This window comes from Streptomyces sp. NPDC126503 (genome assembly GCF_040302405.1).
Classification (GTDB): Bacteria; Actinomycetota; Actinomycetes; order Streptomycetales; family Streptomycetaceae; genus Streptomyces; species Streptomyces gulbargensis.
This window is the reverse complement of sequence record NZ_JBEORS010000020.1, coordinates 1-24,984: the sequence shown is the minus strand read 5'-3', so window position 1 is coordinate 24,984 and position 24,984 is coordinate 1. Positions and strand designations below refer to the sequence as shown.

Below are 24,984 nucleotides of genomic sequence, written 5' to 3'. Positions count from 1 at the left end.
GGGCGAACTCGCGTCCCCCCGCCGACACCGGTCGCCGAGGCGGCGCCGTGACGCCTGTCACCTTTGCGTTTGCCCTCCGGGGCCCCGGGCAGGGGCTCGCGCGGAGCGGACCCGGTACGAGTTTCAACCAAGAACTCGTACGCGACGGGCGCCGCGGGCCGATCCCGCCCCGCTCCACGGCCCGGCCGCGCGGGGGTGGCAGGGCCGTTCTTCATTGCTACCCGTGAGGTGTATGTGTCCAGGCTCCAGGCCGACCACCTGTACAAGGTGTTCGGCAGACGCCCCACCGACCAGTCCGAAGCCGTCCGCAGGCTCGCCGCCGGCGACGCCGACCGCGACGAGCTGCGCGCGGAGGGGACGACGGCCGCCGTCGTCGACGCGTCCTTCGCCGTCGACCCCGGTCAGATCTTCGTCGTGATGGGCCTGTCCGGCTCCGGGAAGTCCACGCTCCTGCGGATGCTCAACGGGCTGCTGGAACCCACCGCGGGCCGGGTCCTCTTCGACGGCCGCGATCTCACCGCGCTCTCCCCCCGCGAACTCCGCGCCGTCCGTGCCACCAAGATCAGCATGGTCTTCCAGCACTTCGCGCTGTTCCCGCACCGCACGGTCCTGGAGAACGCCGCCTACGGCCTGGAGGTGCAGGGCGTCCCGCGCGCCGAACGGGAGACCCGCGCCGTCGAGGCCCTCGAACTGTGCGGCCTCGCCGGCTGGGAGAAGTCCTGGCCCGACGAGCTGTCCGGCGGCATGCAGCAGCGCGTGGGCCTGGCCCGCGCGCTCGCCACCGACGCCGACCTGCTCCTCATGGACGAGTCGTTCAGCGCCCTGGACCCGCTCATCCGCCGCGACATGCAGGACCAGCTCCTGGTCCTCCAGAAGCGGCTGAAGAAGACCATCGTGTTCATCACCCACGACCTCAACGAGGCCATGCGCATCGGCGACCGCATCGCCGTCATGCGGGGCGGCCGGATCGTTCAGCTGGGCACCGCCGAGGACATCCTCGTCCGCCCCGCCGACGACTACGTCGCCTCCTTCATCCAGGACGTCGACCGGTCGCGCGTCCTCACCGCCGCCGCCGTCATGACGGACGACGAGGCCCCCGCGGACTGCGCCGCCGACTGCCCCTGCCGGCCCGTCGGCCCCGACACCCTCGTCGCGGACCTGTGCGCCGTCTCCGCGCTCGCCCCGCACCCCGTGACCGTCCGGGACACCGACGGCTCCGTCCTCGGCGTCGTACCGGCGGACCGGCTCCTCGGCGTCATGGGCGGACTCACCACCGAGGAGGTGGCCCGTGCCTAGGCTTCCCCTCGGCCAGTGGGTCGACAGTGCCGTCGACTGGCTCCAGGCCCAGCTCGCGTGGCTGTTCGACGCCATCAGCACCGGCGTCACCGGTCTCTACGACGGCATCGACGCCGCCCTGTCCGCCCCCGAGCCCCTCCTCTTCGCCGGCATCCTCGCCGTCGTCGCCTGGTGGCTGCGGGGCCTGGCCGCCGGAGTCCTCGCCTTCGCGGGCTTCGCGCTCGTCGACTCCGTCGAGCTGTGGGAGGAAGCCATGGCGACCCTCTCCCTCGTCCTCGTCGCGACCCTGGTCACGCTGGTGATCGCGGTACCGCTCGGCATCTGGGCGGCCCGGTCCAAGACCGTCAGCGCCGTCCTGCGGCCGGTCCTCGACTTCATGCAGACCATGCCGGCGATGGTCTACCTCATCCCCGGCATCATCTTCTTCGGCGTCGGTGTCGTCCCCGGCATCATCGCCACCATCGTCTTCGCGCTGCCCCCGGGCGTCCGCATGACCGAACTCGGCATCCGCCAGGTCGACGGCGAACTCGTCGAGGCGGCCGAGGCCTTCGGCACCACCCCGCGCGACACCCTGGTCCGCGTCCAGCTCCCGCTGGCCCTGCCGACGATCATGGCCGGCGTCAACCAGGTCATCATGCTCGGCCTGTCCATGGTCGTCATCGCCGGCATGGTCGGCGGCGGCGGACTCGGCGGCGCCGTCTACCGCGCCATCGGCAACGTCGACATCGGCCTCGGCTTCGAGGCCGGCGTCTCCATCGTCGTCCTCGCCATGTACCTCGACCGGATCACCGGGGCGCTCGGCCGCCAGGTCTCCCCGCTCGGCCGCCGCGCCCTGGCCAAGGCCCGCGCACTGACCGCCGGCCGCCGCGGTGCCAAGCTGTGGGCCCATCGCCCGCAGCCCGTCACCGCCCTCATCGGCGTGGTCGTCCTCGCGCTCGCCGCGAGCGGCGCCGGCCTCTGGGGCGGCAAGGGCGCCACCTCCACCACCGCCTCCGGCCCCGGCGGCGGCCACGGCAAGAAGATCAGCATCGGCTACATCCCCTGGGACGAGGGCATCGCCTCCACCTTCCTCTGGAAGGAACTCCTGGAGCGCCGCGGCTACGAGGTCGAGACCAGGCAGCTGGAGGCCGGCGCCCTCTACACGGGCCTCGCCGGCGGGCAGCTCGACTTCCAGACCGACGCCTGGCTGCCGGTGACCCACGCCCAGTACTGGGAGAAGTACCGCAACAAGCTGGAGGACCTCGGCTCCTGGTACGGCCCCACCTCCCTCGAACTCGCCGTCCCGTCCTACGTGAAGGACGTGAAGTCGCTCGCCGACCTCAAGGGCAAGGCGGACACCTTCAAGGGCCGGATCGTCGGCATCGAGCCGAGCGCCGGAATGATGGGCATCCTCAAGGACAAGGTCCTCAAGGACTACGGCCTGGAGGGCGAGTACCGGGTCGTCGACGGTTCCACCCCCGGCATGCTCGCCGAGCTGAAGCGCGCGTACGACCGCAAGGAACCGGTCGTCGTCACCCTCTGGTCCCCGCACTGGGCCTACTCCACCCACGAGCTGACCAAGCTCGCCGACCCCAAGGGCTCCTGGGGCAAGGGCGACGGCGTCCACACCCTCGCCCGCAAGGGCTTCGCCCAGGAGAACCCCGAGGTCGGCGCCTGGCTGAAGAACTTCGAACTGAGCGAGAAGCAGCTCACCGACCTCGAAGCCGTCATCCAGGAGACCGGCAAGGGCAAGGAGCAGGAAGCGGTCCGCACCTGGCTCGACCGCAACAAGGGCCTGGCGGAGAAGCTCGCCCCGCAGTGACCCGCCCGGCGGCCCCTCCCGGCCGCCGTACGACTCCTGTCCGAAAAGGGGCGGTCGCCGAACGTGTTCGGCGACCGCCCCTTTTCGCCACGACGCGAAACCCCGCCCCAAAGCTGCGTAAGGTGCAGGTAACCGGCCGGTACACACGAGGACGAGGGAGGGAGCCGTCATGGACGAGAAGGAGCCGACCCGCGTGGGCGCGGCCGTCAAGAGGCGCCGCCGCACGCTCCAGCTCACCCTGGCCGTCGTCGCCTCCCGCAGCGGCCTCTCCGTCCCCTTCCTCAGCCAGGTCGAGAACGAGCGCGCCCGGCCGAGCCGCCGCTCCCTCGACCTTCTCGCCGAGGCCCTGGAGACCACGGCCGGCGAACTCATCGCCGCCGCCGAGGCCACCCGCACCGTCGACGTCGTCCGCGCCGGCGAGCACGCCCCCGGGCACCCCGAGGGCGTCCGGCCGCTCGTCCGGGGACGTCACCAGCTGCACGCCATGGAGTTCACCGGCGAGCAGGACGCCGGCCGCGAATTCCAGCACCGCAACGACGAGTTGCTGTACGTGGCGGACGGCGCCGTCGAGATCGAGGCCGAGGGGCGCGCCCACCGGCTCGGCCGGGGGGACACCCTCTACCTCTCCGGCGGGGTGCGCCACCGCTGGCGCGCCACGGAACCCGGCACCCGTCTCCTGGTCGTGGCGGTCGCCGACCACGTGGAGGCGGAGGAGACGTGAACGACCGGGGCACGGGCGTACGTGGCCGGGCCAGAGGTGTGAGCGCGGCGACCGAGGACGTGCCTCCGGCGGCCCCTGGGCGCGGGACATGAGGGTGGTCTCCCTCGTCCCGTCGCTCACCGAGGCCGTGGCGGTCTCCGCTCCCGGCGTCCTCGTCGGCGCGACGGACTGGTGCGACCGGCCCGCGGGCCTCGACGTCGTACGGATCGGCGGCACCAAGAACCCCGATGTCGCGGCGGTCACCGCCCTCGCCCCCGATCTGGTCCTCGCCAACGAGGAGGAGAACCGCGCCCCGGACCTGGACGCCCTGCGGGCCGCGGGCCTGACCGTCCTCGTCACCGAGATCCGCACCCTCGACCAGGGGCTGCGCGAACTGGACCGGGTCCTGGCGGCCTGCGGCACCCGGACCAGGCCCCGCTGGCTGGACGAGGCGGAGGCCGCCTGGCGGGCCGTGACGCCGGACGGCCCGTACACCGCCGTCGTCCCCATCTGGCGCCGCCCCTGGATGGTCCTGGGCAGCGACACCTTCGCCGGGGACCTGCTGGCCCGCCTCGGCGTCCGCAACCTGTACGGGGACCACCCCGAGCGCTACCCGCGCGTCCCGCTCGACGAGCTCCGCGCCGCCGCGCCCGACCTGATCGTCCTGCCCGACGAGCCGTACCGCTTCACCCGCGACGACGGCCCCGAGGCGTTCCCCGGTACGGCCGCCGCGCTGGTCGACGGCCGGATGCTCACCTGGTACGGGCCGTCCCTGGCCGAAGCGCCCCGGGCGCTGTCCCGGGCCCTGCGAGCAGCACTCCGCTGACCAGGCCCCCGGCCGTACGGACCGCCGCCACCAGCCAGGCCGCGACGAGGAGCGCGTACAGGCCGGCCGCCACCCACCGGACCCCTGCGAGCCCGGTGTGGCGGGCCAGCGCCTCGGCGCCGGTCACACAGGTCCCGACGGGGAAGGTGAACGCCCACCAGGACAGCGCGAACCCCATGCCCCGCCGCCGGGCCCGCACCACCAGCGCGCCCGCGAGCGCCAGCCACAGCAGGGCGAAGCCCATGACCGGCACGCCGTAGAGCACGGCGAACGCGGTGAAGCCGTGCGCGTACGCGGCGGGCAGCACGCCCCCGGCGGTGTCCGCGAAGTGGCCGGCGGCGGTGACCGACTGGCCCAGTGGGCCGAGCACCAGGAACAGGGACGGCGTGAGCGGCGACGGCGGCGGGCCACCCGTCACGAGCCGGCCGAAGACGAGCGGCAGGACCAGGAGCGTGGCGTACAGGCTCACGCCGAACAGCGCGTAGCAGCCGAGCAGGAGGGTCTCCCGGGCCTGCCCCGCCGGCAGGTGGGGGAGGAGGAGCGGTCCCTGCGCCGCCGAGACCATCGGCGGGACCACCGGCAGGAGCCACGCCGGGGAGGCGCCCTCGATCCGGTGGTGCACCACCATCAGGTACGGCACGGCCACCGCCGTCACCAGTCCGAGCAGCGTGCCGGCGGAGAACAGGACCGCGTCGAGGGCGACGGCGGCCGGCAGCCCGATCCAGTCCCGCCCGACGCTCAGGGCCCCGCCGCCGACCGACAGCAGCGCCATCGCCGCACAGCCGTGGAACGGGGCCGTCGCCGGGTCCAGGAGGTGGGCGCGTGCCTGGTCCCGGTGGCGGACGTGGTGGACGGCCCGGGCGGCGACCAGGACGGTCAGCATCAGCAGGGACAGGGCCCAGACGAGGCCGGCGGCGGTACGGAGCCCGGGTGTCGGGAGGGGGAGCGCGGCGCCCGCGGTGGCGACGACGGCGGTGCCCATGACGGAGGCGTACCACTGGGGGCCGAGGTGCCGCACGGACCGGACGGTACGGAGGGAGGGGACCGGTACCGCGGGTGGGACGGGCTCGGTGCGGCCGGCTCCGAGGTCCGGGCGCCGGTCGGCGTCGGGCACGGGCGTGCGGGTCTCCGGGCGGAAAGGTGCGTGGCTTGCCATGGTCCTGACCTTCTCCCGCCGGTGCCGCCCCCACCAGGGAGGTCCCGCCTATGAGGCCATAAGCTGACTTTATGAGCAGTGAGCCGGGCGAGACGCCGCACCCCCTGTCCCACCGGGTCCCCGACCTCGGCGCGCTCGAACTCCTCCTGGCGGTCGCCCGGCACGGCAGCCTCGGGGCCGCCGCCCGGGAGGTCGGCATCACCCAGCCCGCCGCCAGCAGCCGCATCCGCTCGATGGAACGGCAGCTGGGCGTGGCGCTGGTCGACCGTTCGCCGCGCGGGTCGCGCCTCACCGACGCGGGGGCCCTCGTCACGGACTGGGCCCGCCGGATCGTGGAGGCCGCGGAGGCCTTCGACGCGGGCGCGCAGGCCCTGCGGACCCGCCGCGACTCGCGGCTGCGGGTCGTCGCCTCCATGACGATCGCCGAATACCTGATGCCGGGCTGGCTGATCGCCCTGCGCGCCGAGCGGCCCGGCACGGCCGTCTCGCTCCAGGCCGGGAACTCGGCCGCGGTCGCCGAACGGCTCCTCGCCGGCGAGGCGGACCTCGGCTTCGTGGAGGGCCTCGCGGTGCCGGACGGCCTCGACGGGGCCGTGATCGCCCACGACCGGCTCGCCGTGGTCGCCGCGCCCGGCCACCCCTGGGCCCGCCGCCGCGGGCCGCTGGACCCGGCCGAACTGGCGGCGACCCCGCTGGTGCTCCGGGAACGCGGCTCGGGCACCCGCCAGGTCCTGGACGCGGCCCTCGCCGCCCACGGCGGCCTCGCGGAGCCCCTCCTCGAACTCGCCTCCACGACCGCGGTCAAGGCCGCCGCCGTGAGCGGCGCCGGCCCCGCCGTGCTCAGCGAACTCGCCGTCGCGGAGGAACTCTCCTCCCGCCGTCTCGTCGCCGTCCCGGTCCACGACGTCCTCCTCCGCCGCGACCTCCGCGCCGTCTGGCCCACCGGCCACCGTCCCACCGGCCCGGCCCGCGACCTCCTGTCCCTGACGAGGGCCCGCCCGCGCGGCTGAGAAGGGGAGGGCAGGGCAGCGCCGGCCGCCCTCGGCTCCGGCCCCCGGCGGCTCAGACCGTGGCGGCCCGGTGCGTGATCCGGCCGTTCAGGACCGTCAGGAGCACCGGGACGTCCGGCAGTTCGGTCGCCGGGACCGTCAGCGGGTCGTCCGAGAGGACCGTGAGGTCGGCGCGGTGGCCGAGGGCCAGGCGGCCCGCCTCGTGCTCCTCGCCCGCCGCGTAGGCGGGGGCCGTGGTCATGCCCCGCAGCGCCTCCAGCGCCGTCAGGGCCTGCTCGGGTCCGTGCGGCGGCAGGCTGAGGTCGCGGCTGGGGCGGCGGTGCCGGGCCCCGGCCATCACGCCGAGCGGCGGGAACGGCGCGATCGGCCAGTCCGACCCCAGCACCACCGTCGCCCCGGAGTCCCGGAGGTCCCGGCAGCGCCAGGCGCGCGAGGCCCGCTCCTCCCCGAGACGGCGCGACCAGTTGTCGGTGTGGTCCGCACGCGTGAAGTCGCAGCAGTGGGTGGGCTGCATGGACGCGAGGACCCCCAGCTCCGCGAACCGGTGCAGCGTGTCGTCCGGCACCGTCTCGATGTGCTCCACCCGGTGCCGCACCGGGCCCCCGCCGGAGGCCTGTGCCTTCTCGACGGAGTCGAGGACGTGCCGTACCGCCGCGTCCCCGATGGCGTGCGTCGCCGTGGGCACCCCGGCCCGGTGCAGTTCACCGACGACCCGGGTGTACGCCTCGGGGTCCGGCCAGAACGCGTGCGTGGACTGGCCGTGGCAGTCGGGCCGCTCCAGCCACGCCGTGCCGTTGTCGATCGTGCCGTCCATGAACAGCTTCACGCCGGCGACCCGCCACAGGGCCCCGCCCGTGCCCTGCTGCTCGATGAGCGCGCGTACGGCATCGGCGTCCGCGCCGGGCTGGCACCAGGGCGCCACCCGCAGGCGCAGAGGCAGCTCGCCGGCCGCGTCGAGGTCGGCGTACAGCTCCAGGCTCGCCCCGTTGGCGTCCATGGCGTGGCCGCCGGTCAGACCGGCCGCGGCCATGGACCGCAGTGCCGCGGCGAGCCCTTCCCGGCGCTCCTCGGCGGTCGGCTGCGGGGCCACCCGCTCCACCAGCGCGCAGGCGGCGTCCTCCTGCAGGAGACCGGTCGGACGGCCGTCGGCGTCGCACACGACCTCGGCGGAGGCCTGATCGAAGGTGCGCGGCCCGTCGACCCCGGCGAGTTCGAGGGCCCGCCGGCTGGCGAGGGCGGAGTGCGCGTCGAACAGGAGGAGGAAGGCGGGGATGTTGTGGAGGACGGAGTCGAAGGGCGCGATCCCGACCGGCACGTCACCGAACACGTTCGGGTCGAGTCCCCAGCCGAACAGCCACTCCCCGCGCCGCAGCCGCCGCGCCCCCAGGGACAGCGCCGCCCGCACGTCGGCGAGGTCGGCGCACTCGGACAGGTCGAGCCCGCCCGTCAGTTCGGCCCCGCTGACCGGGTGGATGTGGCCGTCCACGAAGCCGGGCGTCACGACGCCGCCCTTCAGGTCGACGACGGTGGTGCCGGGGTCCGCGAGCGCCCGGATCTCGCGGTCGTCGCCCAGCGCGGAGATCCGGCCGGCGGCGGACACGGCGAGCGCGGTCTCCGGCAGGAACGCGCCCGTGCCCGGGTCGAGCAGCCGGGCCGAGTGGAGGACGAGCGGGGTGGTGCGCACAGGGACTCCAGACGAGGAGAAGGGGGAGGGGAGGGGAGACCGGGGTTCAGGAGGTACGGGGTGGCGCCGGCGGGGCGGTCCCCTCCGCACCCGGGAGCGCGGCGTCCGTCAGTGCCCCGGCGGCGAGCCCCAGTTCGCGTTCCGCCGTCGTGACGGCCATGCGGGTCACCGCCTCCGGGCGGTCGGTGCGGTCGGAGTTGGCGTGGGCGCCGAGGCCGTCGAGGACGACGAGGATCTGGATCGCCGTCGTGCGCGGGTCGTCCGTGCGGAACTCGCCGCGTTCGACGCCCTCCCGGATGAGCGCTTCGAGCCGGTCGTCGGAGGCGAGCTCCATCTCCGTGACCCGGTCGCGCAGCACGGGCCGGTAGCGGCTGAGGTGCCGGGCGTTGATCCACAGGCGGCTGATGTCGTCGTACGCCTCACCGGCGGAGAGGGCGAAGTACCGCGCGAGGTACTGGGTCGGCGTCCCGTGGGGCCGCTCGGCCGGCAGCAGGGAGTCGAGTTCACCGAGCGCGGCCACGGCGAAGGCCTCGGCCACGAGGTCCTCCGCCGAGGGGAAGTAGTGGCTGATCAGTCCGGGCCGGACGGCCAGTTCCTCGGCGATTCGCCGGAGGGTGACGCACTCCAGGCCCTCGGTGAGGGCGACCCGGGCGGCGGTCCGCACGATCTCTGCCCGGCGGGCCTCCGGAGATTTCCGAACTCGCTTGCGCTCAACGCTTGACGGCATACCGGTGATGCTATTGAGTGTGCGACCAATAAGCAACCAGGTGGGCACGACACGCACCGGAGGGCCGCATGGCTTCCACGATCCCCGACCCGCTCCCGCGCCCCGAGAGCGACCGGGCCACCCCGCCGGTCACCGACCGGCCCGGCGGCGTCGAGGCCCACGGCATCGACCACATCCCCGACACCGAGCGCCACGGGCACCCCCGCGAACTCTTCTCCGTCTGGGCCGCGGCGAACGTGAACTACCTCAGCCTCGTCATCGGCGGAGCCCTGATCCTCATGGGCCTGACGCTCGGGCAGGCGCTGGCCGTGATCGTCGTCGGCAACCTCTTCTGGCTGCTGACCGGCCTCCTCGCCACCTCGGGACCGGCCGCCGGCGCGCCGAGCGAGGTGATCACCCGCGCGCTGTACGGCGTGCTCGGCAACCGCGTCAACAACGCGATCGGCGGCTGGCTCGTCTCCGTCTGCTACTTCGCCCTGAACCTGGCCGCCGCGGCGACCGCCGCCTTCGCGCTCGTCGAGCGGACCGGCCTCACCGCCACCACCCCCGTCAAGGTGGTCGTCATCGTCGCGATCGCCGCTCTCACCCTGGCCATCAGCGTCTACGGCCACGGACTGATCATCAAGCTCTACCTTCCGCTCACGCTCGCCCTCGCCGGCGCCTTCGCCGTCGTCGCGCTCGCCGTCCTCCGCCACGCCGACTTCTCGTACGCCCCCGCCGAGCCACTGACCGGCACGGACCTGTGGACGGTGCTGATCGCGGGGACGACGCTGATCGCCTCGGGGCCGCTCTCCTACACGACCAGCGCCGACTTCTCCCGCTACCTGCCGCGTACGGCCCCGGCGAAGGCGATCGCCGGCTGGACCGCGCTCGGCGCCTTCGTGCCCAGCGTCGTCGTCTGCTCGCTGGGGGCGCTCGCGGCGACGGCGGTCGACATGACCGACCCCCAGAACGCGCTCCAGGAGATCCTGCCGGGCTGGTTCGTCCCGGTCTTCCTGATCGCCCTGGTCCTCGGCACGGTGTCCCTCAACGCGCTCACCGCGTACAGCGCCGGCCTCGCCCTCCAGGCCGTCGGCTTCCGCGTCCGCCGGACGGTGAGCGTCCTCCTCGACGGCGCCGCCGCCGTCGCCCTCACCCTCTACGGCCTGCTCGTCTCCCACTTCCTGGACACCGTCAGCAACGCGCTCCAGGTGATCGTGGTCCTCATCGGCCCGCTGATGACCGTCTACGCCACCGACATCCTGCTGCGCCGCAACCGGTACGACGGCGTCGCCCTCACGGACGAGACCCCGGGCAGCCCGTTCTGGTTCACCGGCGGGGTCAACGTGCCCGGTGCCACGGCCCTGCTGGGCGGTGTGGCCGCCGCGGCGCTCTGCGTGAACACCCTTTACACCGGCCCGGTGGCCGGGGCCCTCGGCGGCATGGACCTCTCCCTCCCGGCCGGCATGGCCGTCTCCGCGGTCCTCTACGTGTCCCTCGGCCGCCGCGCGGTGGCCGCCACGGCCCGCTGAAGGGCGGGGCGGCCGGAGCCCACCCCGCCCGCCCCGCGCCCCGCCGGCCCGGAGGGCGTACCCGTCACGCTCCCACCGTGGCGACGGCCGCCGCGCCGACCTCCCCGGCCCCCACCGTCTCCTCCCCGGTCCGGGACCGGACCCCGGCCCCGGGGGCGGCCGGCCCGTCGGTCCCGGCACGGGCCCTCGCCGTCCCGGCCGCCCGTGCCGCCGCCGCCACGACCAGCCCCCGCATCACCCGCGGGTCCTCGCCCATCTCCGGGTGCCACTGCACGCCCAGCGCCCAGGCGGGCTCCGCCAGCTCCACCGCCTCGACCGTGCCGTCCTCGGCGTGGGCCGAGACGCGGAGCCCCGCGCCCAGCCGGTCCACGGCCTGGTGGTGGTACGTCGGTACCTGGGCAGGATCCGGTACGAGCGCGGCGTAACGGGTGCCCGGTACCGGCGCGACCGCGTGGCGGCCGATCACCCCGACCGCCTCCACGTGCCCGTCGACGTGCTGCGCCAGCGTGCCGCCGAGCGCCACGTTCAGCAGCTGCATGCCCCGGCAGATGCCGAGCAGCGGCGTGCCCGAGGCGAGGGCCGCGTCGATCAGGGCCAGCTCCCAGGAGTCCCTTTCCCGGGCCGGCGGGCCGGTACGGGGGTCGGGCTCGGCCCCGTACCGTACGGGCTCCACGTCCGCGCCGCCCGCGACGACCAGACCGTCGAGCCGGGCCACGACCGCCGCCGCGGCGGCCGGCTCGTCGGGCGGCAGCAGCACCGCGAGACCGCCGCTCTCCCGGACGTGGCGGGGGTACGCGGCGGGGAGCAGCGTCGCCGGCATGTCCCACACCCCCCACCGCGCCTGGTCCAGATAGGTGGTCACGCCGATGAGCGGCTTGGTCACGAGGATTCCTCCAAGGGGCGGAGCGAGCGGGGGCGGGGGAGCGGGGGCGGGCGCGGCCGGTCAGTCGCGTTCGAGCTCGGCCTCGGCGGCGGCGAGCGCCGCGAACTCCTCCTCGGGCGCCCGCGCGACCAGGCGGTGCCGACTGTAGAGCGCGAAGTAGGCGAGGGCGATCACGTACACCCCGAGGGCCAGGAACGCCGCCGTCCGGTCCACCAGGAAGGTGGCGACGAGCGCGGAGAGCGCCAGGACCAGGGCGACGGACGAGGTCACCGTCCCGCCGGGCGTCCGGTACGGCCGGTGCAGCCCCGGCTCGCGCCGCCGCAGCACGATGTGGGAGAGCGCCATGAGGGCGTAGGAGATGGTCGCGCCGAAGACGGCGATGTTGAGCATCCGGGCCCCGTCCCCGGAGCCGGCGGCGAGCGCGAAGCCGATCGCGCCGGGGATGATCAGGCCCAGGTAGGGGGACTTGCGGCGGCTGGTGAGGGAGAGGAAACGGGGCAGGTAGCCCGCCCGGGAGAGGGCGAACAGCTGCCGCGACCCGGCGTAGATGAGGGAGAAGAAGGAGGCGACGAGCCCGGCGAGGCCCGCGTAGTTCACGAACCGGCTCAGCGCGGTCGGCTCGCCGTCGCCCTGGAGCGCCACCACCAGCGGATTGCCGGCCTCCTGGACGGCGGCGGAGCCACGTGCCCCGGTCGTCGCGAGGAAGGTCACGACGGCGAGGAGCACCAGCACGCCGAGCGAGAGGGCGAGCGCCTTCGGCAGCGACCGCACCGGGTCCTTGGCCTCCTCGGCGGCGAGCGGCACCCCTTCGACGCCCAGGAAGAACCACATGCCGAAGGGGAACGCGGCCCAGATCCCGAGGAGCCCGAACGGCAGCCAGGAGTTCGCCCCGAAGGCCCCGGCGTCCACCGGGATGTCGTTCAGGCGGTCGACCCGGAAGTCGGTGAAGGCGCCGAAAGCGAAGACCAGCAGCGCGGCGACGGCGACGGCCGTCACGATCAGGCTGAAGCGCAGGGCCTCACCGACGCCCCACAGGTGGATGCCGATGAAGAGGGCGAAACAGACCAGGTACACCGGCCAGCCCGACTCCAGTCCGAACAGGCCGAGGGATTCCACGTAGTCGCCGATGAAGAGGGAGATCGCGGCGGGGGCGAGGACGTACTCGACGAGGATCGCGGTGCCGGTCAGGAAGCCGCCCCAGGTGCCGAGCGCCCGGCGCGCGAAACCGTAACCGCCGCCCGCCGTGGGCAGGATCGCGGAGAGCTCGGCGAGCGCGAAGACCAGGCAGGCGTACATGACGCCCATGAGGACGGTGGCGACGGCCAGTCCGCCGAAACCGCCCTTCGACAGGCCGATGTTCCAGCCGGAGAAGTCACCGGAGACGACGTAGGCGACGCCGAGTCCGGTGAGCAGCAGCCACCCGGCGCTGCCGCGGCGCAGCGAGCGGCGGGCCAGGTAGTCGTCGTCCCCGGGGGACGTGACCCCCGCGGGCCCGGTCACCGGGGCTGTTTCACCGGTGCGTCCCGGGGTACTTCCGGAGGGGTTTCCGGTTCCGCCGCCGGCCGGACCTCCGGTCGCGCCCCCGGTCGTTTCGTCGAGCGTCATGGCAGCGTCAGCTCCCCGCAACGGGCCTGGTGTCCAATGGATCGATCCCATACCTTTGCGTCGGCGGAGTGGCGAGCGCAAGCCCCCGCGCGTAACTTCCGGATTACGTGAGGAAGCCCCGCAGCAGCGCCGCCGTGCCCGCGCAGTGCTCCCGCATCACCTCCCGCGCCGCGTCCGCGTCGCCGTCGAGCACCGCCTCCACCAGGGCCGTGTGCTGGTGCTGGGAGTGCTCCAGGTTGCGGACGAGCAGCGGGATGCAGTCCAGGAGGTCGTTGACGGTCGCCCGGACGGCCGCGTACTGCGCCGTCAGCGTCGGCGAGCCGGAGAGCTCCGCGAGGACCAGGTGGAAGAGGGTGTCCTGGCGCCGGTAGTCGTCCAGCGGGGCGTCGTGCGTGGCGGCCAGCGCGGCCCGCAGCCGTTCGGTCGCCGCCGCGTCGAGGCCGTGCGCCGCGCACAGGCCGGCCGCCCCGACCTCCAGGACCTCGCGGAAGCGCAGGGTGTCCTCCATGTCGACGGCGGCGATCCGGCGGCGCAGTTCCTCCTCGTCGGCCGTCCGCGTCCGGGGCAGGACGAACGTCCCCCCGTACCGGCCGCGCCGGCTCTCCACGAGGCCCTGCTCCTGGAGGACCTTGAGGACCTCGCGCAGGGTGACCCGGCTGATTCCCATCCGGTCGGCGAGCTCCCGTTCGGCGGGCAGCCGTTCGCCGCCGGGCACGAGACCGAGCCGTACGACCTGGAGGATCTGCTCCAAGGCCTCCTCGAAACCGTTCCCCGCGCGCACCGGCCGCAGTACGGGCGTCAACCGGTCCGGCACGTCACTCGTACGGGCCACGTTCTCGTTTCCCCTTCCCGGGCACTTCACAAGCAATGGTCTTCGTGCATACCTTATGGCTCCCGGCAGGCCGAAGGAGGAGTCATCCCGTGGCAGACCGCACAGCCCCGCTCACCGTCGAGGAACTGCGTGCCCTCGTCGCGAGCGGCGAGATCGACACCGTCGTCCTGGCCTTCCCCGACATGCAGGGGCGGCTCCAGGGCAAGCGGTTCGCCGCACCGTTCTTCCTCGACGAGGTCCTCGACCACGGCACGGAAGGCTGCAACTACCTGCTCGCCGTCGACACCGAGATGAACACGGTCGACGGCTACGAGATGTCCTCCTGGGAACGCGGCTACGGCGACTTCGCCATGCACCCCGACCTCACCACCCTCCGCCGGGTCCCCTGGAACGAGGCCACCGCCATGGTGACCGCCGACCTCGCCTGGGGCGACGGCACCCCCGTGGTCGCCGCACCCCGCCAGATCCTCCGCCACCAGCTCGACCGGCTCGCCGCCCACGGCCTCACCGCCCACGTCGGCACCGAGCTCGAGTTCATCGTCTTCAAGGACACCTACGAGCAGGCGTGGGACGCCCACTACCGCGGCCTCACCCCGGTGAACCAGTACAACATCGACTACTCCGTCCTCGGAACCGGCCGGGTCGAGCCGCTGCTGCGCCGCATCCGCAACGAGATGACCGGCGCCGGCCTCACCGTCGAGTCCGCCAAGGGCGAGTGCAACCCGGGCCAGCACGAGATCGCCTTCAAGTACGCCGAGGCCCTCGTCACCTGCGACCGGCACGCCGTCTACAAGACCGGCGCGAAGGAGATCGCCGCCCAGGAAGGCGTCTCCCTCACCTTCATGGCGAAGTACAACGAGCGCGAGGGCAACTCCTGCCACATCCACCTCTCCCTCCAGGACGCGGAGGGCCACAACGTCATGGCCGGGGACGACCCGCACGGAATGTCCGCGACCATGCGCCACTTCCTCGCCGGACAGCTCGCCGCCCTCCGCGACTTCTCCCTCCTCTACGCGCCGAACATCAACTCCTACAAGCGGTTCCAGCCCGGATCCTTCGCCCCCACCGCCGTCGCCTGGGGCCACGACAACCGCACCTGCGCCCTCCGGGTCGTCGGCCACGGCCGCTCCACCCGCTTCGAGAACCGGCTCCCCGGCGGCGACGTCAACCCCTACCTCGCCGTCGCCGGCATGATCGCGGCCGGCCTCCACGGCATCGAGCAGCGTCTCGAACTGCCTCCGGCCTGCACCGGCAACGCCTACACCGGTGACTACGCGCACGTTCCCACGACCCTGCGCGAGGCCGCCGAACTCTGGGAGACCAGCGAGATCGCCAAGGAGGCCTTCGGCGCCGAGGTCGTCGCCCACTACCGCACCATGGCGCGCGTCGAACTGGACGCCTTCGACGCCGCCGTCACTGACTGGGAACTGCGCCGCTCCTTCGAACGCCTCTGAGCGACGGCCCCATCCCGATCCCCCACCGCGGCCCCCTCCGCGAATCTCCACCACGGCTCCCGCCACGGCCCCCCACCGCGAACCCCGCCCAGCAGCCCCCGCCCGCAGCCCCTGCGCGAAAGGAATGAGGACCAGGGAGTGGAAGAGTTGCTCCAGGTACTGAACCCGGCGACCGAGGACATCGTCGCCACCGTCCCCGCCGCCACCCCCGCCGACGTCGACGCCGCCGTCCTCCGGGCCGCCGCCGCCCAGCGGGACTGGGCGTCGGCCGCGCCCGCCGACCGCGCCCGGCTGCTCCGCCGCTTCGCGTCCACCGTGGACGAGCACGTCGAGGAACTCGCCCTCCTGGAGGTCCGCGAGGCCGGACACACCCTCGGCAACGCCCGCTGGGAGGCCGGCAACGTCCGCGACCTCCTCGACTACGCCGCCGGGGGAGTGGAGCGTCTGAACGGACGCCAGATCCCCGTCCCCGGCGGACTCGACGTCACGATCCTCGAACCCCTCGGGGTCGTCGGCGTCATCGCCCCCTGGAACTTCCCCATGCCGATCGCCGCCTGGGCCACCGCGCCCGCCCTCGCCGCCGGCAACGCCGTCGTCCTCAAGCCGGCCGAGACCACCCCCCTCACGGCCCTCCGCCTCGCCGAACTCGCCCTCACCGCCGGACTCCCCGAAGGCCTCTTCCAGGTCCTCCCCGGCACCGGCCCCGTCGCCGGCGACGCCCTCGTCACCCACCCGGGCATCGCCAAGATCGTCTTCACCGGCTCCACCCGCGTCGGAAAGTCGATCATGGCGAAGTGCGCCGGCCAGGTGAAGCGGGTCACCCTCGAACTCGGCGGCAAGAGCCCGAACATCGTCTTCGCCGACGCGGACCTCGAGGCGGCGGCCGCCGCGGCGCCGATGGCCTTCCTCGACAACAGCGGCCAGGACTGCTGTGCCCGCACCCGCGTCCTCGTCCAGCGCGAGGTGTACGACCGCTTCCTGGAGCTGCTCACCCCCGCCATCGAGGAGATCGTCGTCGGCGACCCGCTCGACGCCCGCACCCAGATGGGGCCGCTTATCTCCCGGGCCCAGCTCGACCGCGTCCGCTCCTACGTCACCGACGACCTCGACGCCATCCGGGGCAAGGCCCCCGAAGGCCCCGGCTTCTGGTTCCCGCCCACCGTCCTCACCGGCGTGCCCGAGGACGCCCCCTGCGCCGTCGAGGAGATCTTCGGACCCGTCGCCGTCGTCCTTCCCTTCGAGGACGAGGCCGACGCGATCCGCCTCGCCAACGCCACCGAGTACGGCCTGTCCGGCTCCATCTGGACCCGGGACGTCGGCCGCGCCCTGCGCGCCTCGCGCGCCGTCCGCGCCGGCAACCTCTCCGTCAACTCCCACTCCAGCGTGCGCTACTGGACCCCGTTCGGCGGCTACCGCCAGTCCGGCCTCGGCCGGGAGCTCGGGCCCGACGCCCTGACCGCCTTCACCGAAACCAAGAACGTCTTCATCAGCACGGAGGCCTGACCGCATGAGCACCGAAGCGACCGAAGGAACCGTCTGCCGCCGCCTCGTCGGCCGTACCGCCGTCATCACCGGAGCCGGCAGCGGCATCGGCCTCGCCACCGCCCGGCGGCTCGCCTCCGAAGGCGCCCACGTCGTCTGCGGCGACATCGACGAGACCGCGGGCAAGGCCGCCGCCGAGGAGGTCGGCGGCACCTTCGTCAAGGTCGACGTCACCGATCCGGAGGAGGTCGAGGCCCTGTACCGCACCGCCTTCGAGACCTACGGCTCCGTCGACATCGCCTTCAACAACGCCGGCATCTCGCCCCCCGACGACGACTCCATCCTGGAGACCGGGCTGGAGGCCTGGAAGCGCGTCCAGGACGTCAACCTGACCTCCGTCTACCTGTGCTGCAAGGCCGCCCTGCCGTACATGCGCCGCCAGGGCAAGGGCTCCATCATCAACACCGCGTCCTTCGTCGCCGTGATGGGAGCGGCCACCAGCCAGATCTCCTACACCGCCTCCAAGGGCGGCGTCCTCGCCATGTCCCGCGAGCTGGGCGTCCAGTTCGCCCGCGAGGGCATCCGCGTCAACGCCCTCTGCCCGGGACCGGTCAACACCCCGCTCCTCCAGGAGCTGTTCGCCAAGGACCCCGAGCGGGCCGCCCGCCGCCTGGTCCACATCCCCGTGGGCCGCTTCGCCGAGGCCGAGGAGATCGCCGCCGCCGTCGCCTTCCTCGCCAGCGACGACTCCTCCTTCGTCAACGCCAGTGACTTCCTCGTGGACGGCGGCATCTCCGGCGCGTACGTGACGCCCCTCTAGCCACTCCGACCCCCCACACCCCCCGCACCCCCCACCCGGCAGCCGGGCGCCTCGAGGCGCCCGGCTGCCGCGCGAAGCAGGGCCGGAGCGAGGTCAGAGGAAGGTCTTGCCCTCGCCCCGGTAGGTGGGCACGGTGTCCGTCACCCGGTCGCCCTCGACCAACCGCAGGCTGTCGAACCGCTCGCACAGCTCGCCGGCCTTCGCGTGCCGGAACCACACCTTGTCGCCGATCCGCAGGTCGTCGGCCGGCGAGCCCAGCAGCGGTGTCTGGACCTCTCCCGGGCCCTCCTGCGGGTCGTACCGCAGTCCCTCCGGCAGGTACGGCACGGGCAGCCGGTCCTCGCCCGCCACCCCCGACGCCGGATAGCCGCCGCCGAGGACGGTCACCACACCCACCCCGGGCCGGCGCACCACCGGCTGCGCGAACAGCGCCGCCGGACGGCCGCTGAAGGAGGAGTAGTGGTCGAAAAGGCGCGGCACGAACAGGCCCGAACCGGCGGCGATCTCCGTCACCGCCTCCTCGGCCGCCGTGTGCTGCACGCTGCCGGTGCCGCCGCCGTTCACGAACTCCAGGTCCGGCGCCACCGCCCGCACCGCGCGCACCACGGCCGCCCGGCGCTCCGCCAGCTCCCGGCGCGCGGCCGCCTGCATCAGCCGGACCGCCCGCGACCGCAGCGGCCGGCCCGCCACCGCGTCCCCGACACCGGCCACATGCCCCTCGTACGCCATGAGCCCGACCAGCCGGAAACCCGGCCGGCGCCCGACCGAGCGGGCCAGCTCGGCCAGCTCCGCCGGGGTGCGCAGCGGCGAGCGGCGCGCTCCGATCCGTATCCGTCCCCCCAGGAGACGCAGCGCGGTGTCCAGCTCCAGACAGACCCGGACCTCCTCCTCCCCGCCGGACCGGGAGGCGTCGATCAGATCGAGCTGCGCCACGTCGTCGACCATGACGGTCACCGCCGCCGCCAGCTTCGGGTCCCGGGCCAGTTCCGCGAACCCGGCGCGGTCGGCCGACGGATAGGCGAGCAGCACGTCCGCGAACCCGGCGCGCGCCAGCCACAGCGACTCGGCGAGCGTGAACGACATCACGCCCGCGAATCCCGGCCGCGCCAGCACCCGCTCCAGGAGCGCCCGGCACCGCACGGACTTGCTCGCCACCCGCACCGGCTTGCCCCCGGCCCGCCGTACGAGGTCGTCCGCGTTGGCGTCGAACGCCTCCAGATCGACGATCGCCACGGGCGCGTCGAGATGGGCGGTGGCCCGGTCGTACCGGGAACGGTCGGCGGCGCGGGGAGTCATGGCCCGAGCTTGCCAGACGGGTTTACGGGTGGGTAGCCCCTGAGTTCCCGCGCGGCGGGGAACAGCCCGTAGAGTGACGGGCATTGTCGACACGAGCAGGGGGACGGGGATGACCGACAACCATCCGCGCCCGTCCTCGCGCATCACCGAAACCCTCCTCCACCCCCCGCACCTCCCGGGCCCCATGCCACCCCTGGCTCCTCCGCCCGCCGCGCCGGCACCGGACTCCCGCCGTACGGCCTCCGGGGCGGGACAGGCCTCCTCCCCGGCTCCGGCGCCGTCCGCCCCGGCGCCGCCCCCGGCGGGCCGGGCCCCGCAAGCGCCCCCGCCCACGGCGGTCCCCGCGCCCGGCCGGCGTCCCGCCGTCCCCCCGGCCGCTGCCGCCGCTCCCGGCCCCGGACCCCTGCCCGCAGCCGCCCCCGGGCGAGCCGTCCCCGCGCCGCCGGAGCCGGGCGTGGAGACGACCACCCGGTTGCGGCCCGTGCGGGAGACGTGGCCGAGCCCGTCCGCCGCACCGGTCCCCGGGACGGCCTACGAAGGGAACCCGTACGGGTATCCCGGCGCGGAGAGCACCACCCGGCTGCGGCCCGTGCGGCGGAAGCGGACCGCGCGGGCGGTCGCGGTCGCGAGCTGTGTCGTGCTCGGGGTCGGACTCATCGGCGGAGCGCTCGCCGGGGTCTGGCTGGCCGCCGCCGAGCCGGGGAAGCCCGCCGAACCGGCCGGTTACGGCGAGGCCAGGAGCCTCTGGCACAACGCGCCCGTCGACACCCTCTTCCCCCGTACCGTCGCCGGTCCCGGCGCCGGGCCCGGCACCGCCGCCCGCACCTGGACCCGGATCGTCGTCGCCCCGGACACGCCCTGCACCCCCGCGGTCCTCGCGCCGAACCTCCTGGCCACGCTCCGCCCGCTCGGCTGCGAGCGCGTGCTGCGGGCGACCTACACCGACGCCACCGCCAGCAGCGTGATCACCGTCGGTCTCGTCTTCACGGGGGCCGACGCCCCCACCCAGGGCACCCTCGCCGCCCGCGGCCTCGCCACCCGCCTCGGCCAGGACGTGCCGCCCGCTCTGCCCGGCCCCGGCACCGTCGCCGCCGACTTCGGCGCCACGCAGCGCGCCGGCTGGTGGCTCACCACCCCCGCCGATCTGCCGGTGGTCGTCACCGCCGTGTCCGGCTTCGCCGACGGGCGCGCCGTCGACCGCCCGCAGCGCGCGGACACCGCCATGCGCCGGGGCCGTACCGACGCCGTCGCCCAGGCCGGCCTCGGCCACGAGGCGAAGGCCATCACCGAACGCTTCACGGCGCTCCTGCGCTCCGCCGTCGCCGCCGCCACGCAGAAGAAGGAGGGGGAGGACCGGTGACCCGCGCCCGTACGAACCCGGCCCGGGCCACGACCACCGCCGCCGCGCTCCTCGCCGCCGCCCTCACCGTCCTGCCCGTCGCCACCGCCCCCGCCGCCCACGCCGACCCCGTCCGTGACCGGCAGTGGGGCCTCCAGGCCCTGCGTACGGCCGAGGCATGGCGCACCACCAAGGGCGAGGGCGTCACCGTCGCCGTCCTCGACACCGGCGTCGACGACCGGCACCCGGACCTCGCCGGATCCGTCCTGCCCGGCCGCGACCTCATCGGTTTCGGGGCCGCCCGCGGCGACCGCTCCTGGGCCCGCCACGGCACGGCCATGGCCGGCATCATCGCCGGGCACGGCCACGGCCCGGGCGGCGAGGAAGGCGTCCTCGGCGTCGCCCCCGGCGTCAAGATCCTCCCCGTCCGGGTGATCCTCGAAGGCGGCGACAAGGCCCGCGAGAAAGCCCGCAGGACGAAGGGCACCGCCCTCGCCGAGGGCATCCGCTGGGCCGCCGACCACGGCGCCGACGTCATCAACCTCTCCCTCGGCGACGACTCCGAGTCCGCCCACGCCGACGCGGGCGAGGACGCCGCCGTCCAGTACGCCCTCGCCAAGGGCGTCTCCGTCGTCGCCTCCGCCGGCAACGGCGGCGAGAAGGGCGACCACATCTCCTATCCCGCGGCCTACCCCGGCGTCATCGCCGTCACCGCCGTCGACCGGCACGGCGTCCACGCCTCCTTCTCCACCCGCCGCTGGTACGCCACCGTCAGCGCGCCCGGCGTCGACGTCGTCATCGCCGATCCCGACCGCCGCTACTACGAGGGCTGGGGCACCAGCGCCGCCGCCGCGTTCGTCTCCGGCGCCGTCGCCCTCGTCCGGTCCGCCCACCCGGACCTCACCCCCGCCCAGATCAAGCAGCTCCTCATCGACACCGCCCGCAGCCGCCCGCGCGGCGGCCGCAGCGACGCCAAGGGGTACGGGACGGTCGACCCGGCCGCCGCGATCCGCGAGGGAGCCCGGATCACGGGCGGCGACCCGAAGAACGCCTCGGCCGGCTTCCGGGGGCAGTACTTCGGCCCCGGCCCGCGGCCGCCCGCCGAGGAGAGCCGGTCCTTCGGTCTGCTCGCCCCGGCCGCCGGCGGACTCGGCGCGCTGCTCCTGCTCGTCGCCTTCGCCCTCCACCGCGCGCACCGCCCGCGCTGACCCGCGGTGGCACCGGGACCCGGCGGCCGGGACGCCGGACGGCGGCGGTTAGGCTCGGTGCGTGGCGCTCAAGAACATCCCGGACCCCGGTTTCTCCGACGACGACGGCACCGCCGACCGGCGGCTCGCCGCGGCCCTGGCGGCCTGGGCGGAGGACCGGACCGCCCACGGCCCGGTCCTGGAGGCGCTCAGGGACGCCCGGCTGCTCGTTCCGGTCGTCGCCGTCCTCGGCGAGGTCGAGGTGGACCCCGGGACCGGACTCCGCCAGGAGAAGACCAGCGACATGGCCGTGCCGACGCTGACCGCCGGTGACCGCAGGGCCCTGCCCGCCTTCACCTCGATCGCCTCGCTCGCCCTGTGGGACCCGGCCGCCCGCCCGGTCGCCGTCCCCCTGCACCAGGCACTCGCGGCGCTCGTCCACGAGAAGGCCGACACCCTCGTCCTGGACCTGGCGGGCCCGGTGCCGTACCAGGTGACCGGTCCCGCCCTGGTCGCCCTCGCCGAGGGCCGTACCAGCACCGACCCGCTCGACGACCCCGCCGTACGGGAGGCGGTCCGCGCGGCCGTCGCCGCCGAGCCCGCGGTGCTCCGCGCCCACCTCGGCCCGGGGCAGGCCGACGGCACCCTCGCCCTGGTCCTCGACGGGGCGGCGCCCCCGGCCGAGGCCGCCCAGCGCGTGGCCCGCGCCCTGGCCGCCGACGAAACACTGAGGGCCCGCCTGGTGCGGGGCCTCGACCTGGCACTCCTGCCGGCCTCGGCCACGCCTCCGGGCGAGCCCTTCTACGTACGGAACTGACGGGCCCCCGCGCCTCGGCGCGGCCCGCTTCCGACCGGGTCCTGCTTTCGGATCAGGCCGCGAGCCCGGCAAGATCCGAAAGACAGGCCCTAGCCGTACACCGGCCCCGTGTACTTCTCGCCCGGGCCCTGGCCCGGCTCGTCCGGGACGAGCGAGGCCTCGCGGAACGCGAGCTGGAGGGACTTCAGGCCGTCCCGCAGCGGCGCCGCGTGGAAGGAGGAGATCTCCGTCGCGCCGGCGTCCATCAGACCGGCCAGCGCGTGGATCAGCTTGCGCGCCTCGTCGAGGTCCTTGTGGACCTCGCCCTCCTCGGTGAGACCGAGCTTCACCGCGGCGGCGCTCATCAGGTTGACCGCGACGGTCACGATCACCTCGACGGCCGGCACCTCCGCGATGTCGCGGGTCATGGCGTCGAAGTCGGGGGTGTCGCCGGCGGCGGGGGAGGCCGGGGAGTCCGGGGAAACTGCGGAGTCCGTGGACTCGTTCTGGGGCGTCTCGCTCATGCCCCACACGATATGCCGCCCCGCCCCGCCCCCCGACCGCCGTCCCTGTTCGCGGACCGGAAGGACGCCTGGTAGCCTTGTGTAACGACCGGCCGGACACCTACGTGCCCGGCCCACAAGTGGAGGCTCCGTACTCCCACCTGACCGCCCTCACGGGCGGCGGGTCACCGGTCAGGCGGTCCCCATCGTTCCGTACGGACGATGGAACCGCCCGAAGCGCGCCCCGCGGCGGACCGTGGTGGTGCTCCGGTTTTCCATGGAGCCCCGCCTGTGTCCCGTCCGGGGCATTTTTGATGTACCGGCGCGGTTGGTCTCACTGACTGAACACGTGACGTGTCCGTCCGCCAAGGCGGTCGCGTGGTGCAACCGAGGAGGATCCATCAGCGCCGAGCCCCGCATCAACGAGCGGATTCGCGTTCCCGAGGTGCGTCTTGTCGGCCCCAGCGGCGAGCAGGTGGGCATCGTCCCGCTTGCCAAGGCCCTGGAGCTCGCTCAGGAGTACGACCTCGACCTGGTCGAGGTCGCGGCGAACGCCCGCCCGCCCGTGTGCAAGCTCATGGACTACGGGAAGTTCAAGTACGAGTCGGCCATGAAGGCCCGTGAGGCGCGCAAGAACCAGGCGCACACGGTCATCAAGGAGATGAAGCTCCGGCCGAAGATCGACCCGCACGACTACGACACCAAGAAGGGTCACGTCGTACGGTTCCTCAAGCAGGGCGACAAGGTCAAGATCACGATCATGTTCCGTGGTCGTGAGCAGTCCCGGCCGGAGCTCGGTTACCGACTGCTGCAGCGCCTGGCGGAGGACGTCCAGGACCTGGGCTTCATCGAGTCGAACCCGAAGCAGGACGGCCGGAACATGATCATGGTTCTGGGTCCGCACAAGAAGAAGACCGAGGCCATGGCCGAGGCGCGCGAGGCCCAGGCCGCGCGCAAGGCGGAGCGCCAGGGCGGGTCGCCCGAGGCGGCTCCCGAGGCCGACGCCGAGGAGGCTTCGGCCGAGCCTTCGGCCGAGAACACCGAGGCGTGATCCCAAGGGGCTGCCCCGCGGGCAGCCCCCGGGTCCCGCCCGGTCCACCCAATCGAAGAATTGACGCTCCCGGTTGTCCGGTGCCCGCACCGGGGGAGCGCCACTGACGAGGAGATAACGGCGCTATGCCGAAGAACAAGACGCACTCCGGTGCCAAGAAGCGCTTCAAGGTCACCGGCTCCGGCAAGATCCTGCGGGAGCGCGCCGGCAAGCGCCACCTGCTCGAGCACAAGTCGTCCAAGCTGACGCGTCGCCTCACGGGCAACGCCGAGATGGCCCCGGGTGACTCCGCCAAGATCAAGAAGATGCTGGGCATCTGACCCTGATCTCCCGCCCTCGGCGACGAGGGCATCCGGTCGAGACCGGGACCCATCCGATTTCCGGGTCGTGTGAGCACCACCACGACCCCGCTACAAGGAGTTAAGAAGTGGCACGCGTCAAGCGGGCAGTCAACGCCCACAAGAAGCGCCGGGCGATCCTCGAGCAGGCCTCCGGCTACCGTGGTCAGCGCTCGCGCCTGTACCGCAAGGCCAAGGAGCAGGTCACCCACTCGCTGGTCTACAACTACAACGACCGCAAGAAGCGCAAGGGCGACTTCCGTCAGCTGTGGATCCAGCGCATCAACGCCGCTGCCCGCCTGAACGGCATGACGTACAACCGCCTCATCCAGGGTCTGAAGGCCGCCAACATCGAGGTGGACCGCAAGATCCTCGCCGAGCTGGCCGTCAACGACGCGGGCGCGTTCGCCGCGCTGGTCGAGGTCGCGCAGAAGGCTCTGCCGGCCGACGTCAACGCCCCGAAGGCCGCCGCCTGATCTTCCAGGCCGCAGTACCTCTGCCCGGACCCGCAAGCGCACGCGCCTGCGGGTCCGGGTGCGTCGGCGCCCCGGCCACCGCTCGTGGCCGGCGGAACCCCCGCGCCCCGGCCGCAGCCCCAGCCGACGGGCCGACGGCTCCCCGCGCTCGCGGGCCACGCCCGGCCGGCCGACGGCCCCGCGGCCCGCACGAGCCGGCAGCCACCGCCCC

23 protein-coding genes are annotated in these 24,984 nt (G+C 74.0%); 15 read left to right on the top strand and 8 right to left on the bottom strand.

Translation table 11 applies throughout. The annotated features are described in order from the left end of the window. Window positions 1-234: 234 nt before the first annotated feature. From ABTY40_RS23500 to ABTY40_RS23485, 4 genes are all read left to right on the top strand, one after another. Window positions 235-1,296 (top strand): quaternary amine ABC transporter ATP-binding protein, encoded by a 1,062-nt coding sequence (locus tag ABTY40_RS23500; protein WP_352061329.1) that lies wholly within the window; start codon window positions 235-237, stop codon window positions 1,294-1,296. Continuing rightward, the gene (locus ABTY40_RS23495) at window positions 1,289-3,097 is read left to right on the top strand and encodes an ABC transporter permease/substrate binding protein (RefSeq protein ID WP_352061328.1); all 1,809 of its coding nucleotides are present in this window, start codon (window positions 1,289-1,291) and stop codon (window positions 3,095-3,097) included. Before ABTY40_RS23500 ends, ABTY40_RS23495 begins: the two co-directional genes overlap by 8 nt. 169 nt (window positions 3,098-3,266) lie before the next feature. After that, window positions 3,267-3,818, top strand: a complete 552-nt coding sequence (locus ABTY40_RS23490) for a helix-turn-helix domain-containing protein (protein WP_352061327.1) — start codon at window positions 3,267-3,269, stop codon at window positions 3,816-3,818. A gap of 88 nt (window positions 3,819-3,906) precedes the next feature. Further along, window positions 3,907-4,623, top strand: a complete 717-nt coding sequence (locus ABTY40_RS23485) for a helical backbone metal receptor (RefSeq protein ID WP_352061326.1) — start codon at window positions 3,907-3,909, stop codon at window positions 4,621-4,623. Here ABTY40_RS23485 and ABTY40_RS23480 read toward each other — a convergent pair. Further along, entirely contained in the window at window positions 4,550-5,779 is a 1,230-nt protein-coding gene (locus tag ABTY40_RS23480) for a TDT family transporter (protein ID WP_352061325.1), read from the bottom strand. The two genes, ABTY40_RS23485 and ABTY40_RS23480, sit on opposite strands and share 74 nt — an antisense overlap. 71 nt (window positions 5,780-5,850) lie before the next feature. On the opposite strand from ABTY40_RS23480, the gene ABTY40_RS23475 reads away from it, so the two are divergent. Next, window positions 5,851-6,789 carry a LysR family transcriptional regulator gene (locus ABTY40_RS23475; protein WP_352061324.1) on the top strand — a complete coding sequence of 313 codons (939 nt, stop codon included), beginning with the start codon at window positions 5,851-5,853 and terminating at the stop codon, window positions 6,787-6,789. A gap of 52 nt (window positions 6,790-6,841) precedes the next feature. Here the strand turns inward: ABTY40_RS23475 and ABTY40_RS23470 are convergent, their stop codons facing one another. Continuing rightward, window positions 6,842-8,473, bottom strand: a complete 1,632-nt coding sequence (locus tag ABTY40_RS23470; RefSeq protein WP_352061323.1) for an amidohydrolase — start codon at window positions 8,471-8,473, stop codon at window positions 6,842-6,844. Window positions 8,474-8,519: 46 nt separating this feature from the next. After that, on the bottom strand, window positions 8,520-9,200 hold the full coding sequence (locus ABTY40_RS23465; protein ID WP_352061322.1) for a TetR/AcrR family transcriptional regulator: 681 nt from the start codon (window positions 9,198-9,200) through the stop codon (window positions 8,520-8,522). 68 nt (window positions 9,201-9,268) lie between these two features. Here ABTY40_RS23465 and ABTY40_RS23460 point away from each other — a divergent pair, with 68 nt between their 5' ends. Beyond that, window positions 9,269-10,711 carry a purine-cytosine permease family protein gene (locus ABTY40_RS23460; protein WP_352061321.1) on the top strand — a complete coding sequence of 481 codons (1,443 nt, stop codon included), beginning with the start codon at window positions 9,269-9,271 and terminating at the stop codon, window positions 10,709-10,711. A gap of 64 nt (window positions 10,712-10,775) precedes the next feature. On the opposite strand, the gene ABTY40_RS23455 is transcribed toward ABTY40_RS23460, so the two are convergent. The 3 genes from ABTY40_RS23455 to ABTY40_RS23445 all read right to left on the bottom strand — a co-directional run bounded on the left by ABTY40_RS23455 (window position 10,776) and on the right by ABTY40_RS23445 (window position 14,031). Next, complete coding sequence (locus ABTY40_RS23455; protein ID WP_502990652.1) at window positions 10,776-11,594, bottom strand: gamma-glutamyl-gamma-aminobutyrate hydrolase family protein; 819 nt, start codon at window positions 11,592-11,594, stop codon at window positions 10,776-10,778. Between the two features lie 60 nt (window positions 11,595-11,654). Then, window positions 11,655-13,199, bottom strand: coding sequence for an ethanolamine permease (gene eat, locus ABTY40_RS23450; RefSeq protein WP_502990651.1), 1,545 nt, complete (start codon window positions 13,197-13,199; stop codon window positions 11,655-11,657). Window positions 13,200-13,302: 103 nt separating this feature from the next. Next, on the bottom strand, window positions 13,303-14,031 hold the full coding sequence (locus ABTY40_RS23445; protein WP_352061319.1) for a FadR/GntR family transcriptional regulator: 729 nt from the start codon (window positions 14,029-14,031) through the stop codon (window positions 13,303-13,305). 89 nt (window positions 14,032-14,120) lie between these two features. Here ABTY40_RS23445 and ABTY40_RS23440 point away from each other — a divergent pair, with 89 nt between their 5' ends. From ABTY40_RS23440 to ABTY40_RS23430, 3 genes are all read left to right on the top strand, one after another. Then, window positions 14,121-15,485, top strand: coding sequence for a glutamine synthetase family protein (locus ABTY40_RS23440; RefSeq protein WP_352061318.1), 1,365 nt, complete (start codon window positions 14,121-14,123; stop codon window positions 15,483-15,485). A 147-nt stretch (window positions 15,486-15,632) separates the two neighbouring features. Further along, entirely contained in the window at window positions 15,633-16,988 is a 1,356-nt protein-coding gene (locus tag ABTY40_RS23435; protein ID WP_502990650.1) for an aldehyde dehydrogenase family protein, read from the top strand. A gap of 4 nt (window positions 16,989-16,992) precedes the next feature. Further along, on the top strand, window positions 16,993-17,787 hold the full coding sequence (locus ABTY40_RS23430; protein WP_352061316.1) for a 3-oxoacyl-ACP reductase: 795 nt from the start codon (window positions 16,993-16,995) through the stop codon (window positions 17,785-17,787). Window positions 17,788-17,880: 93 nt separating this feature from the next. On the opposite strand, the gene ABTY40_RS23425 is transcribed toward ABTY40_RS23430, so the two are convergent. Then, window positions 17,881-19,083: an amino acid deaminase/aldolase gene (locus ABTY40_RS23425; RefSeq protein WP_345282373.1), complete on the bottom strand. Its 1,203-nt coding sequence runs from the start codon at window positions 19,081-19,083 to the stop codon at window positions 17,881-17,883. 454 nt (window positions 19,084-19,537) lie between these two features. Here ABTY40_RS23425 and ABTY40_RS23420 point away from each other — a divergent pair, with 454 nt between their 5' ends. The 3 genes from ABTY40_RS23420 to ABTY40_RS23410 all read left to right on the top strand — a co-directional run bounded on the left by ABTY40_RS23420 (window position 19,538) and on the right by ABTY40_RS23410 (window position 22,426). Then, window positions 19,538-20,443, top strand: a complete 906-nt coding sequence (locus tag ABTY40_RS23420) for a hypothetical protein (protein ID WP_352061315.1) — start codon at window positions 19,538-19,540, stop codon at window positions 20,441-20,443. Beyond that, window positions 20,440-21,630 (top strand): type VII secretion-associated serine protease mycosin, encoded by a 1,191-nt coding sequence (mycP, locus tag ABTY40_RS23415; protein ID WP_352061314.1) that lies wholly within the window; start codon window positions 20,440-20,442, stop codon window positions 21,628-21,630. The genes ABTY40_RS23420 and mycP overlap by 4 nt, the downstream gene beginning before the upstream one ends. A 61-nt stretch (window positions 21,631-21,691) precedes the next feature. Then, window positions 21,692-22,426 carry an SseB family protein gene (locus tag ABTY40_RS23410; RefSeq protein WP_352061313.1) on the top strand — a complete coding sequence of 245 codons (735 nt, stop codon included), beginning with the start codon at window positions 21,692-21,694 and terminating at the stop codon, window positions 22,424-22,426. An 89-nt stretch (window positions 22,427-22,515) separates the two neighbouring features. Here the strand turns inward: ABTY40_RS23410 and ABTY40_RS23405 are convergent, their stop codons facing one another. Next, window positions 22,516-22,929: a DUF1844 domain-containing protein gene (locus tag ABTY40_RS23405; protein ID WP_352061312.1), complete on the bottom strand. Its 414-nt coding sequence runs from the start codon at window positions 22,927-22,929 to the stop codon at window positions 22,516-22,518. A gap of 328 nt (window positions 22,930-23,257) precedes the next feature. On the opposite strand from ABTY40_RS23405, the gene infC reads away from it, so the two are divergent. From infC to rplT, 3 genes are all read left to right on the top strand, one after another. Then, a complete protein-coding gene (gene infC / locus ABTY40_RS23400; RefSeq protein WP_309055133.1) occupies window positions 23,258-23,959 on the top strand; it encodes a translation initiation factor IF-3 in 702 nt (233 codons plus the stop codon). Between the two features lie 125 nt (window positions 23,960-24,084). Next, window positions 24,085-24,279, top strand: coding sequence for a 50S ribosomal protein L35 (gene rpmI / locus ABTY40_RS23395; RefSeq protein WP_041128339.1), 195 nt, complete (start codon window positions 24,085-24,087; stop codon window positions 24,277-24,279). 107 nt (window positions 24,280-24,386) lie between these two features. Then, on the top strand, window positions 24,387-24,773 hold the full coding sequence (rplT, locus tag ABTY40_RS23390; RefSeq protein ID WP_345282361.1) for a 50S ribosomal protein L20: 387 nt from the start codon (window positions 24,387-24,389) through the stop codon (window positions 24,771-24,773). Window positions 24,774-24,984 lie beyond the last annotated feature (211 nt).